The following is a 12,405-nucleotide window of genomic DNA, read 5'->3' on the forward strand; positions in this document are numbered from 1 at the left end:
GGCGGGTCTTGCAATGACACGAAGCGATGCGGCTCAGGCTTTCTTGCGACGGCGCAGCATCGCGATACCACCAACGCCCAACAGCAGAAGCGGCGCGCCTGCGGGCAGCGGCACGGCAGTAGGCGTGTAGTCGTAGATCACCGAGGCGGTCGCCGTGGCGGTACCGCTTACTTCGGCCCAGTAGTTGGTCGCGCCTTCGACACTGCTTGTGCCGATTGCCAGGACCGCCACGTCAAAGGTATCGGTGCCGAGGAACGGCGCGAAGTTCGAGGTGATGGTCGCCGCGTCGGCGTCGGTTCCGTAGAAACCGTCATAGGTGGTGCCCGATTGCCCCGCGTAGTCGCGGACACCGTCATACGGACCAAGAACAAAAAACCTGTTGCTGACGGGCAGGATTTCGACATTGAGTTCGGCAACGCCTGCCACTGACGCGTAGATGTTCGCCCCCAGATTGTAGACATACGTCAGGTCGATATCGAGCGCCCTGGTATTCCGCTCGATGCCCACGCTGCCGGTCGAGATACCCGACAGGGACAGGGTGACGCTGTTCAGCGCGCCGAGCGACGAATCGAATTTTCCGAGCTTCAGGGTTTCAAGCCAGGGCGTACCGGTATCGGTAATGGTATCCTGATACGAGAGCGTAAGCGCATTTGCCGAACTCGCCAGCATGACCGACGTCGCGGCGGCGGTGATAAGATATTTCATGAAGGCAAACCCTTTGATCCAGGACGCAGAACTACGCACGTTTATCTGAACGGATAAGACGTGGGGTCGCTTGTAGGCAAGCAAAACCTTTCCAGAGCACCGATTTTCCGGCCCGACGATGCAAGATGCACGGTTTGCATGCGGAAACAAGTGCATGCGCGCAGCCTGTTTGCCGCAAGGGTTGTATTGTGCCTGATGTCGATGTGCCGTCGATATGTCTTCGTACGCGAGAGGCGGTGAACGCTGCGCGGCGGACGGGCGCGACTTCGGGCGGGCCAAGCGCCGGACGGGATCGCCTGCGCGGACCATTGATCGCGGCGTCGTGCAGCGCGGGACCGAAAAGGGGCGACACGCGCGATTCGCATGCCGCCCCCTGGATCTGTCAGCCCAAATCAATCCAGTTCGATCAGCAGATCCTTTGCGTCGATCTGGCCGCCGGGGGTGACGTGCACCGCCCTGACGGTGGCGTCGCGTTCGGCGTGCAGGCCGGTTTCCATCTTCATCGCCTCGATGGTCAGCAGCAGATCGCCTTCCTTGACCTGCCCGCCTGCCTGTACCGCGACCGACGCCACCACGCCGGGCATCGGCGCACCGACATGCGACGGGTTGCCGGCTTCGGCCTTGGGCCGCGCGGCAGAGGTCGCTTTGGCCTTGCGGTTGGGCACGCGCACCGCGCGCGGCTGACCGTTGAGCTCAAAGAACACCCTGACCTCGCCGTCGTCCTGGGTTTCGCCCACGGTAATAAGCCGGATTTCCAGCGTCTTGCCGGGGTCGATTTCGGCGGTGATCTCTTCGCCCGGCTGCATGCCGTAGAAATAGGTCAGCGTGGGCAGAACGCGCACTGGGCCGTATTCCTCGTGACGGGCGGCATAATCGCTGAACACCTTGGGATACATCAGATAGCCGTTGAAATCCTCGTCGTCGAAATCGACGTCGGGGAATTTCGCGGCCAGTTCGGTGCGCAGGGCATCCAGATCGGCGGGCGGAAGATGCGCGCCGGGGCGGTCCAGGTTGGGCTTGTCGCCCTTGAGCACCTTGCTGACGATGGCGTCGGGGAAACCGCCCGGCGGCTGGCCGAGATTGCCGCGCATCATGTCGATGACGCTGTCGGGAAAGCTGACCTCGGTGGCGGGGTCTTCGACCTGCGCGCGGGTCAGGTGCTGGGACACCATCATCAGCGCCATGTCCCCGACAACCTTGGACGATGGTGTCACCTTGACGATGTCGCCGAACATCTGGTTCACGTCGGCATAGGTCTGGGCGACCTCGTGCCAGCGTTCTTCCAGCCCCATCGACCGGGCCTGCGCCTTGAGATTGGTGAACTGCCCGCCGGGCATTTCATGCAGGTAAACCTCGGATGCAGGCGCCTGAAGGCCGGATTCAAAGGCGGTATATTGCCCGCGCACCGCTTCCCAGTAATTCGACAGCTCGCGGATGGTGCCCACGTCCAGCAGCGTGTCGCGGTCTGTATGGCGCAGCGCCTCGACAATCGAGCCCAGCGTCGGCTGCGAGGTGTTGCCCGACAGCGCATCCATCGCCGCGTCCACCGCGTCTACACCGGCGCGAGCGGCTTCGATGATGGTGGCGATGCTGGCACCGGACGTGTCGTGCGTGTGGAAATGGATCGGCAGGCCGACCTCTTCCTTCAGCGCCGTGATCAGCGCGCCGGCGGCGTTGGCCTTCAGCAGGCCGGCCATGTCCTTGAGCCCCAGAACATGCGCGCCCGCGTCCTTCAGCGCCTTGCCCATGTCGACATAGTACTGAAGGTTGTATTTGGCGCGGTCCGGATCAAGAATATCGCCAGTGTAGCAGATCGTGCCTTCGCAGATCTTGCCGGATTCAATCACCGCATCCATCGCGACGCGCATGTTTTCCACCCAGTTGAGCGAATCGAACACGCGGAACACGTCAACGCCCGAACTGGCCGCCTGAGCGACGAAACTTTGCACCACGTTGTCCGGGTAGTTGGTGTAACCCACCCCGTTGGACGCGCGCAGCAGCATCTGGGTCAGGATGTTGGGCATCCGCGCGCGGATGTCGCGCAGGCGCTGCCAGGGGCATTCCTGCAAGAACCGGTAGGCGACATCGAACGTGGCCCCCCCCCAGCATTCGACCGAAAACAGATCCGACATGTTGGCGGCATAGGCCGGGGCCACTTTGACCATGTCGATCGACCGCATGCGCGTGGCAAGCAAGGACTGGTGCCCGTCGCGCATGGTGGTGTCGGTGATCAGCAGCCGCTTTTGTTCAGACATCCAGTCGGCGACGGCCTGCGCGCCCTTTTCATCCAGAAGCGTCCGCGTGCCCGAGGGCGGTTTTTCGTGTTGCAGCGCCGGGGGGATGGCCGGTTTCAGATCGGCGGCGGGCATGGCGCGGCCCTGCACCTCGGGGTGCCCGTTCACCGTGATATCCGCGATATAGGTCAGCACCTTGGTGCCCCGGTCGCGGCGCTTTTTGAAATCGAACAGCTCGGGTGTCGTGTCGATGAATTTCGTGCTGTATTGGTTGTTCAGAAACACCGGGTGTTTCAGCAGGTTGATGACGAAGTCAATGTTCGTGCTCACCCCCCGGATGCGGAATTCGCGCAGGGCGCGGTCCATCCGCTTGATCGCCTTTTCCGGTGTCGGGGCCTTGGCCGTGACCTTGACCAGCAGCGAATCGTAAAACCGGGTGATGACCCCGCCCGCATAGGCCGTTCCGCCATCAAGGCGGATGCCCATGCCGGTGGCGCTGCGATAGGCGGTGATGCGGCCATAATCGGGGATGAAATTGTTGGTGGGATCTTCGGTGGTGATCCGGGTCTGCAGCGCGTGGCCGGTCAGGCGCACATCATATTGCGATGCCTTGCCGGTGGCCTCGGCGAGGGATTTGCCCTCGGCGATCAGGATCTGTGCCTGAACGATGTCGATGCCGGTGACTTCTTCGGTGACGGTGTGTTCGACCTGAACGCGGGGGTTCACCTCGATGAAATAGAACTTGCCACTGTCCATATCCATCAGGAATTCGACGGTGCCGGCGCATTCGTAATTCACATGGGCGCAGATCTTGCGCCCCAGTTCGCAGATTTCTTCGCGTTGCGCTTCGGAAAGATACGGCGCGGGGGCGCGTTCGACAACCTTCTGGTTGCGTCGCTGCACCGAACAGTCGCGTTCATACAGGTGATAGATGTTGCCCATCTTGTCGCCGAGGATCTGCACCTCGACGTGGCGGGCGCGGATGATCATCTTTTCCAGATAACCTTCGCCGTTGCCAAAGGCGGCCTCGGCCTCGCGACGCCCTTCCAGCACCTTTTCCTTCAGCTCCCTGGGCCCTTCGATGGGGCGCATGCCACGCCCGCCGCCGCCCCAGGACGCCTTGAGCATCAGCGGATAGCCGATGGCCTCTGCCTCGGCGGCGATGGTGTCCCAGTCATCGCCCAGCACCTCGGTGGCGGGGATCACCGGCACATCTGCCTGCATCGCGACCTTGCGCGCCGATGCCTTGTCGCCAAGCGCGCGCATGGTCGCCGCCTTGGGTCCGATGAAGGTGATGCCGGCCGCGTCGCAAGCATCGACGAATTCGGGGTTCTCCGACAGCAGACCGTAGCCGGGGTGGATCGCGTCCGCGCCAGAAAGCTTGGCCACGCGGATGATCTCGGGGATGCTCAGATAGGCGGCCACGGGGCCAAGCCCCTCGCCGATGCGATACGCCTCATCCGCCTTGAAGCGGTGCAGCCCCAGCTTGTCCTCTTCGGCAAAGACCGCGACCGTCTTCTTGCCCATTTCGTTCGCTGCTCGCATGATGCGAATGGCGATCTCGCCGCGGTTTGCAATGAGAATCTTGTTGAACTCGCGCATTGCGTGTTTTTTCCTCCGTCCAGGGTCTTTCGAGCGTGAACGAGAGTGAACGCTATGCTGCTGCGCAGCGCAAGGCGGGTTTGCAAACTTAGCTGGAAATTGCGGGGCCTTTGCAGAACGGGTTCGCGAATATGCCGGATCGTTGGCGCTGCCTGGTAATGGCCGGCGGCAACAGGGCGGCGGCAACAGGGGCAGACCGCCACCGACGGCGCCGGGAAGCGGGGGAAGAAGGCTGGTTCATTGGGGATCGCCGACCGCGCCGGGTCTTTGCGAATACGAGGCTGCCGCCCATGCCGCCCCCGGGCAGAGTATCACCCGCAGGGAGCCTTTGGACCGCGGCGTTCTGGTGCCGCGCCTGCGACGATGCCGGTATGAATGACGAGATGGCACGGCGCTGCAATGCCCGCCATTCGCGCCGGCCAAAGTCGAACGCACGTCTGACGAGCCTTTCCCTTCGACTGGGTCCATCCGGTCTGCGCCCGTTCTGTTGCCGGCCCCCCGATTGTCTGACGCCCCGATTGTCTGGCGCCCCGATTGTCTGACGCTCAGGTGGCATGCGCCGCCGCTTTGTAAAAACTTTCCTTCAGCTTTCGCCTGTTCACAGGTTTCTTGCGAACGTAACGGGAACGATCTCTTCCCATCCGGTGCGTGGGGGGCTAGATTGCCCCGCATGAGCACATTCGATGACATGGACGCCTTTGAGGGCGCATCGCTGTCCGCCCGCGCCATGGCCGCGCGGCCGATGCCCTATCTTGACGATCTCAACCCGGCGCAGCGCGAGGCGGTGGAACGGCTGGACGGGCCGGTGCTGATGCTGGCCGGGGCGGGGACCGGCAAGACCAAGGCGCTGACCGCGCGCATCGTGCATCTGCTGACCACAGGGCGCGCCCGCCCGAACGAGATCCTGTCGGTGACCTTTACCAACAAGGCTGCGCGCGAGATGAAGCTGCGGGTCGGCCGGATGCTGGGCCAGCAGATCGAAGGCATGCCCTGGCTCGGCACGTTTCACAGCATCTGCGTCAAGCTGCTGCGCCGCCATGCCGAACTGGTCGGGTTGAAATCGAACTTCACCATTCTGGACACCGACGACCAGATCCGGCTGTTGAAACAGCTAATCCGCGCCGCCGACATCGACGACAAACGCTGGCCTGCGCGCCAGCTTGCGGGCCTGATCGACAACTGGAAAAACCGCGCCTGGGTGCCCGCAAAGGTGCCCGCGTCCGAGGCATCGGCCTATAACCATCGCGGCACGGAATTCTACGACCAGTATCAGACCCGCCTGCGCGAGCTGAACGCCTGCGACTTCGGCGACCTGTTGCTGCACATGGTCACCATCTTTCAGAACCACCCCGACGTGCTGGACCAGTATCAGCGCTGGTTCCGCTACATCCTTGTGGACGAATATCAGGACACCAACGTCGCACAGTACCTTTGGCTGCGGCTGCTGGCCAACACGCACAAGAACATCTGCTGCGTGGGCGATGACGACCAGTCGATCTATGGCTGGCGGGGCGCCGAGGTCGGCAATATCCTGCGGTTCGAAAAGGATTTTCCCGGCGCGCATGTGGTGCGGCTGGAACAGAATTACCGTTCGACCGAACATATCCTTGCCGCGGCGTCCGGCGTCATTCGCGGCAACGAGGGCCGCCTTGGCAAGGAACTGTGGACCGACGCGGGCGGCGGCGAAAAGGTGCGCCTGATCGGCCATTGGGATGGCGTCGATGAGGCGCGCTGGACCGGCGAGGAAATTGAATCGCTGCAAAAGGGCACGCGCGGGCTGCGCCCCCATTCGCTGGATGACATGGCGATCCTTGTGCGCGCCAGCCACCAGATGCGCGCGTTCGAAGACCGCTTTCTGACCATCGGTCTGCCTTATCGCGTCATCGGCGGCCCCCGCTTTTACGAGCGTTTGGAAATTCGCGATGCCATGGGATATTTCCGGCTGGTGGTGTCGCCCGACGACGACCTGGCGTTCGAACGCATCGTCAACACACCCAAGCGCGGCCTTGGCGACAAGGCCCAGCAAGTGATCCAGGCGACCGCGCGGGAATTCGGTGTGTCGCTTCTGGACGGGGCGCGCATCGCCGTTGACGAGGGCCGTATCAAGGGCAAGGGCGCCGGACAGTTGCGCCATCTGTGCGAAAATCTCGGCCGCTGGCGCGAGGTGATGCTTGGCCCGGTGCTGCGGCAGGGCGATGTCGAACCCGACGATACCGATGCGGTGATCGACGACGAGGCGCCGTTCGTCGTGGGCGAAACCCGGCGTGGCAAGCCGACCGTCACCCATATGGAACTGGCCGGGATGATCCTGGACGAATCCGGCTACACCGGCATGTGGCAGGCCGACAAGACGCCCGAAGCGCCGGGGCGGCTGGAAAACCTGAAAGAGCTGGTCAAGGCGCTGGAGCAGTTCGAGAACCTCCAGGGGTTTCTGGAACATGTCGCGCTTATCATGGATAACGAAAGCGACGAGGCCGGTGAAAAAGTGTCGATCATGACGCTGCACGCCGCCAAGGGGCTGGAATTTCCCTGCGTGTTCCTGCCCGGCTGGGAAGACGGGTTGTTTCCGTCGCAGCGATCCATGGATGAAAGTGGGCTCAAGGGGTTGGAAGAAGAACGGCGGCTGGCCTATGTCGGCATCACCCGCGCCGAGGAACTGTGCACCATATCTTTTGCCGGAAACCGTCAGGTGTTCGGACAGTGGCAATCGGCGCTGCCGTCGCGTTTCATCGACGAACTGCCCGAAGAACACGTCGATGTGCTGACCCCGCCGGGGCTGTACGGCGGCAATTACGGCGCGGCCTCGCCCTATGGTGCCGGGTCGGGGCTGGAAACCCGCGCGGCCGAGGCGAATGTCTATAACTCCCCCGGCTGGAAGCGGATGCAGGCACGGTCAGGCCAGCGCCCGACCAGTCAGCCGCGCGAAAGCCGCACACAGGTCATCGACCTGACGGCGGTATCCGCATTCGAGATGGGCCAGCGCGTGTTTCACCAGAAATTCGGCTATGGTGACATCACCGGAATCGAAGGCGACAAGCTGGAAATCGCGTTCGAAAAAGCTGGGGTCAAGAAGGTCGTTGCGCGGTTCGTTCACGCGGATGACGACGTGCCGTTCTGATCGCGGCAGAGGTCGGGGTGGACGCCAGGTCAGTCAGCCGCGCGGCATTCGCAACACCAGGTTGCGCCCGCGTTTGGTCAGTTGCAGTTCGGAGTCGCCAATCGCGGCGACTCGGCCTCCATCCAGCCGGTCGCCGACCTTGACGTTCTGAAGCCGACCGTTCGACAGGCGCACCAGTGCGCGCCGGTTCGACGCCGATCCGAAGACCCCGATCAGGCTCGTCTCGCGCAGGTTCAGCTGGTTCGACATCGTTGCCTGCCGCGCGACACTGGCATTTTGCGGAATGCGCGGCGCCGGTTGCGCCCGGACCGCCGCGGCAGGGGCGGTCTGAACCGGGGTGTTTTCGGCGCGCCTCGCCATGCCCGGGGGGCGCAGTTGCGGCTCCAGCGATCGGGCGACCGCCAGGGCGGTGCTCACCGCGACCTCGGCATCCGGTGCCCCGGCTTCTTCGGCGGGGGCTTCCGGGCCTGGCGGCGGTGCCGGGGGGGCTGCGGCAACGGCCTGCGCCACTGCTTCGGCGACCGCAGCGCGCACGCTGTCAGGTCGGATCACGGGGCGCTTTTGTTCCAGTTCGGCCACGGAAAAGCCCGACAGCACGACCCGTTCGCTTTGTTCGACCAGGTCGCCGGGGCGGGCCGACGGGCGGCGGGCGCCAAGCGCGGGGTCCGTCGGGGCGACGGCGGGCGCGTCGGGATCTTCGGCGGCTGCACCGGCGGCGTCTTCGGCAACGGTGGATTGCGCGCGGGCGGGCGGCACCTGCGGCGGCGGGCCGGTGAACACCCGCACCCCATCGGGGGAGACCGCCCCTTCGGGCGTGGCCCGCACCAGCCCGCGCGCGTCCAGATCAAAGCGCACATCCGGCCCCGGCGGCAGCGCGACCGGCTGGGCGGCGCCTTCGGAGAGCGGTTCGGGGGGCAGGGCGACGGCGTCGAACTGTTCGACCCTGGGATCGACCGAGGCCACATAGAAGTCATCTATGCTGTCGGGGCTTGCGTCGGGCGGCGGCGAGGGTGATCGCTGCCAGATCCCGGTCGCAGCATAGCGCGCGGCGGCCTCTTCGGGCGACGGGGCGATCCGTGCGGGGGCGGTCGCGGCCGGTGCGGCATCCGCGGTGATATCGCTGCCGGGGGCGGGCGGCAGCAGGGCCAGCACTTCGGGCGCGACTTGCGGCTCGACCTGAATCGGGGCGGGCATGGCCGGATCGGCGGCGGCGACTTCGGTCGCCTCCTCATCGGCGGGGCCAAAGAACCGCGACAGCCCTTCGTCCAGAAAGACCGAGGCCCAGGCGGCGACCGCCAGCAGGAACAGCAGCAGCACCATCGTCAGCATCAGTCCAAGGAAACGCGGCTTGCCGCCGATGTCTTCCTCGCGCCGCGCGCCAAAGACAGTCATGCGGCGGCGTTCGTCCTCGGGGTCGGCGGCCCCGGACATGGCGGTCCCGGACATGGCGGCCTGCATGACGGGCGGCGCCTCACCGGGGGCGCTGCGGGGGGCGACCGGGCCGGGGCTGGTGGGGCGGGGGCTGGCGGGGACGGGGGGGGCGGATTTGCGCTGGCGCGGGCGCGCGGGTTTGGGCGCGGGCGCCTCGGCAGAGGCCGGCGCGGGCTGGCGGGCGGCGGCGGTGTGCGGTGCCGCGCCCTGCGCGGGTTTCGCCGCCGGGCGTGCGGCCGGCTTGGCGGGACGGGGCGGAGTCCGGGCGGGGGCATTGCGCGCAGCGGTATCGCTGGCCAAAGCGTTGCGGTCGGGTGCGGCAGCAGCGACGGCCGGGGCCTGGTTCGACACAGGCGCAAGGGCGGCGCGCAACGCGGGGCGGTCCTGACGCCGGGGCGCGGCGGCAGACTCTGTCACGGCCGGGGCCGCGACGGGCGGGGCGGACGGTTTCGGCGCGCCGCTGGTCAGCACCATCTGCCCGCTGCTGTCGGGCAAGTCCCGGCTGGCGCGAATGCTGGTAAAGCTGGGGGTGTCGGGTGCGGCGCCGGATTTGTCCGCAGCCGGGCGGATGCGCGCTGCGGGCGGTTCGGGCAGGGGGGCAAGTGCGGCCGTGCGCGCGTCGCCTCCGGGGCCGAACATACCGGGGCCGAACATGCCGGTGCCAAAGTCGGCGGGCGCAGCCACCGGGCTTTCGGTCGACGGATCGCTTGCGGGGCCTGGCGTCGAGGGGGGCGTTGGCGCGGTCAGGAACGCCGGGGGCGGACCGGGGGCAGGCACAGGGGCAGGGGCAGGCAGGGGGGCGGGGCGGGGCGCGGCCTCTGCCATCGCCTCGGGCTGCATGACCGGCAAGGGGCCGGTTTCGGCTTCGGTTGCGGGGGTGGCGCCGGAAGGCGGCAGATTGGTGCGGCGCCCCGCCGCGTCCGCCTGCTGGGGGGATGCGGGTTCGGATGCGGCCTCGCGCATTGGCGCAGTGGTGCGCCTGCGCGCGTCCGGGGCCGGCCTTGCGACGTCGGGCGCGGTTGCGGGCGGTTTCCCAACCGGGGGCGGGGTCGCGACAATGCGGATCGGCCCGGCGATTCGGTGTGGCGCCGGGCCGGCCCACCCGGAGGCGGCGCCGAAGAACGGCGCTCCGGCAAAGCTGCCCGTGGCGGGGGCGGCGGCGAAGCTTACCGGATCGAAACCCTGCGCCGCGACAAAGGATTCGGCCTCGGCCAGCGTTTCCCTCGCGACGGCAGCGACCTGAAGCCGCCCCGGCACCGGTTGCCAGTCGTACACCAGTTCGCTGACATCGTAGGGCGTCGCGCCGTCCAGCGCCGCGCGCACGTCGGCGCCCCGCGCGGACTCGTCGCCGGGGTCGGGCAGATCCAGATACCGGATTTGATCGTCCGGCAGAATCAGCAGCACCTGCCGGCCATCCGGCCCGCTGTCCATGGCAATATCGCGCAGTGCGCCAAGGGCTGCGTCCAGATCGTCGGTGTGAAACGACATCTCGCCCAGCCGCTGCCAGACGTCACCGTCACGGCGCAGCAGCGCGATACCGTCGGAAGAAAGCGAAAGCGCGTTATTCGGAACCATGCGCATTGTCTATCATTGCCCGGTCGTCATGGGGAGCCCCTGTCAGGCCTTTGGCCCATCATACAGCAGCAGTCCGCCGAGAGGAAGAAAGCTCTGTCGTCGGGGGTTGCGGGGCGATCTTGGCGTGCGCATGTTGCGACAGACACACGATCTTCCGGAGGCTTCGATGATCCGTCCCCCCTTTATGTCTATGTCGCTTTCACTTGGCCTTGCGGCGATGCTGGCGCTTGCGCCGCTCGCGGCCATCGCGCAGGAACCCCGGCTGACCGTCACCGGTGAGGGCAGCGCATCCGCCGTGCCCGACATGGCGACCGTGTCGCTGGGGGTGACGGCGCAGGACCCGGAGGCAGGCGCCGCCATGGATCGGGCATCGCGCGTCGCCGCCGAGATCCTGTCCCGGCTGGACGGGCTGAATATCGCGCCGCGCGACCGGCAGACTTCTGATATCGGGCTTCAGCCGGTCTGGAGTCGCCACGATTCGGACGATCGCCACATCACCGGGTACGAGGCCAGCAACAGCCTGACCGTGCGGGTGCGCGATCTGGACAGCCTGGGCGACGTTCTGGCGGCGGTGACAGAAGGGGGCGCCAACCGGCTTGCCGGGTTGAGCTTTGGCTTGCAGGAACCCGGCCCGGTGATGGATGACGCCCGCCGCGATGCGGTGTCCGACGCGCTGGCGCGGGCGAACGTGCTGGCAGAAGCTGCAGGCATAACCCTGGGGCCGATCTTGTCCATCACGGAAGGGGGGGGCGGCGACATGCCGATGCCCAGGATGGAAATGGCGCGAATGGCGTCGGCCCCGGTGGCGGCGGGCGAACAGACGATCTCGGCGCAGGTCACCGTGGTTTTTCGTCTGGGCGACGAAACACCCGACTGAGCAGGCGCGCAGCGGCGATGTGGCGCGGCGTTCGCGGGAACGGTGCGGGGCTGGCGGCTGCCGCTTGGATGACGCAAAGGGGCGCGCAAGGGGCGAGAACACTGTCCACTTCGGCAGGACGGAGAGGGGCCGCGCGGGGCGCGCTTCCCAATCCGCGGCAGGAACGCATCCCCTCGCGGCGACTATCGCAGGCCTGCCGGACGCGAAAGCCCGCGGGTGCCCCACCGCCGGCCTGAACCGGGTCTAGCCGAGCTTGCGCAGCAGGCGCAGCAGCGTTTCTTTTTCGCGCTCGCGCAGCGGCGCCAGCGTTTCGATGCTGACCTCGATGGCGGCCTGCGTCGCCGCGTCGATCAACCCGACGCCGTCCGGCGTCAGCGAGACCAAGTGCCGCCGGCGGTCTTCGGTATCGGGGGTCGTGCGCAGCAGGCCGCGCGCGATCAGCCGGTCGACAACCCCCTTGGTTGTGGCGCCATCCATGGCGACGGACCGGCCGAGGCGGTTTTGCGACATCGGTCCGTCTTCGGCGAGGCGGTGCATGACCGAGAACTGCGTCGGGGTCAGTTTGCCGGGCACCTTGTCGGAAAAGATGGTCGAGTTGCGCTGATAAGCCTTGCGCAGCAGGAAACCGATCTGCTCGTCCAGCAGGTAGCCGTGATCGGCGGATGTGCGGGCCTTGGGGGAGTCGTTCAAACCGGGGTCTCCTGTGCGGATCGCAGTCTTAGAGCCATTCGCGATCAGGGGCAACGGCTGGCGCCCCATCCATTCTTGCGCCGGTCCGCGAGGTGGCAGGGGGGCGCTGCCCCCCGTCGCCTGAACGGCGACTCCCCCCGGAGTTTACCTGGCAAGATGAAGACCGGGCGCGG

General features: G+C 66.3%; 6 protein-coding genes. 2 read left to right on the forward strand and 4 right to left on the reverse strand.

The window, feature by feature from the left end; all coding sequences use genetic code 11:
• Window positions 1-33: 33 nt before the first annotated feature.
• Together ATI53_RS09630 and ATI53_RS09635 are read right to left on the reverse strand one after the other, a co-directional pair.
• Complete coding sequence (locus ATI53_RS09630) at window positions 34-705, reverse strand: choice-of-anchor E domain-containing protein (protein WP_170134547.1); 672 nt, start codon at window positions 703-705, stop codon at window positions 34-36.
• Between the two features lie 392 nt (window positions 706-1,097).
• Window positions 1,098-4,541 carry a pyruvate carboxylase gene (locus ATI53_RS09635; protein ID WP_111550285.1) on the reverse strand — a complete coding sequence of 1,148 codons (3,444 nt, stop codon included), beginning with the start codon at window positions 4,539-4,541 and terminating at the stop codon, window positions 1,098-1,100.
• Window positions 4,542-5,211: 670 nt separating this feature from the next.
• Between ATI53_RS09635 and ATI53_RS09640 the strand changes: the two genes are divergently transcribed.
• Window positions 5,212-7,659, forward strand: a complete 2,448-nt coding sequence (locus ATI53_RS09640) for an ATP-dependent helicase (RefSeq protein WP_009504301.1) — start codon at window positions 5,212-5,214, stop codon at window positions 7,657-7,659.
• A 33-nt stretch (window positions 7,660-7,692) separates the two neighbouring features.
• On the opposite strand, the gene ATI53_RS09645 is transcribed toward ATI53_RS09640, so the two are convergent.
• Window positions 7,693-10,665, reverse strand: coding sequence for a hypothetical protein (locus ATI53_RS09645; protein WP_146609904.1), 2,973 nt, complete (start codon window positions 10,663-10,665; stop codon window positions 7,693-7,695).
• A gap of 166 nt (window positions 10,666-10,831) precedes the next feature.
• On the opposite strand from ATI53_RS09645, the gene ATI53_RS09650 reads away from it, so the two are divergent.
• Complete coding sequence (locus ATI53_RS09650) at window positions 10,832-11,542, forward strand: SIMPL domain-containing protein (RefSeq protein WP_223866048.1); 711 nt, start codon at window positions 10,832-10,834, stop codon at window positions 11,540-11,542.
• 243 nt (window positions 11,543-11,785) lie between these two features.
• Here the strand turns inward: ATI53_RS09650 and ATI53_RS09655 are convergent, their stop codons facing one another.
• Window positions 11,786-12,232 carry a MarR family winged helix-turn-helix transcriptional regulator gene (locus ATI53_RS09655; RefSeq protein WP_111550288.1) on the reverse strand — a complete coding sequence of 149 codons (447 nt, stop codon included), beginning with the start codon at window positions 12,230-12,232 and terminating at the stop codon, window positions 11,786-11,788.
• Between the last annotated feature and the right edge of the window lie 173 nt (window positions 12,233-12,405).

The sequence above is a fragment of the Salipiger aestuarii genome, from assembly GCF_003259905.1.
Lineage (GTDB): Bacteria > Pseudomonadota > Alphaproteobacteria > Rhodobacterales > Rhodobacteraceae > Salipiger > Salipiger aestuarii.

What these genes read in the sequence shown, in the direction of transcription:
- ATI53_RS09630 (WP_170134547.1), bottom strand. Translation starts at nt 705, where the DNA reads ATGAAATATCTTATCACCGCCGCCGCGACGTCGGTCATGCTGGCGAGT.
- ATI53_RS09635 (WP_111550285.1), bottom strand. Translation starts at nt 4,541, where the DNA reads ATGCGCGAGTTCAACAAGATTCTCATTGCAAACCGCGGCGAGATCGCC.
- ATI53_RS09640 (WP_009504301.1), top strand. Translation starts at nt 5,212, where the DNA reads ATGAGCACATTCGATGACATGGACGCCTTTGAGGGCGCATCGCTGTCC.
- ATI53_RS09645 (WP_146609904.1), bottom strand. Translation starts at nt 10,665, where the DNA reads ATGGTTCCGAATAACGCGCTTTCGCTTTCTTCCGACGGTATCGCGCTG.
- ATI53_RS09650 (WP_223866048.1), top strand. Translation starts at nt 10,832, where the DNA reads ATGATCCGTCCCCCCTTTATGTCTATGTCGCTTTCACTTGGCCTTGCG.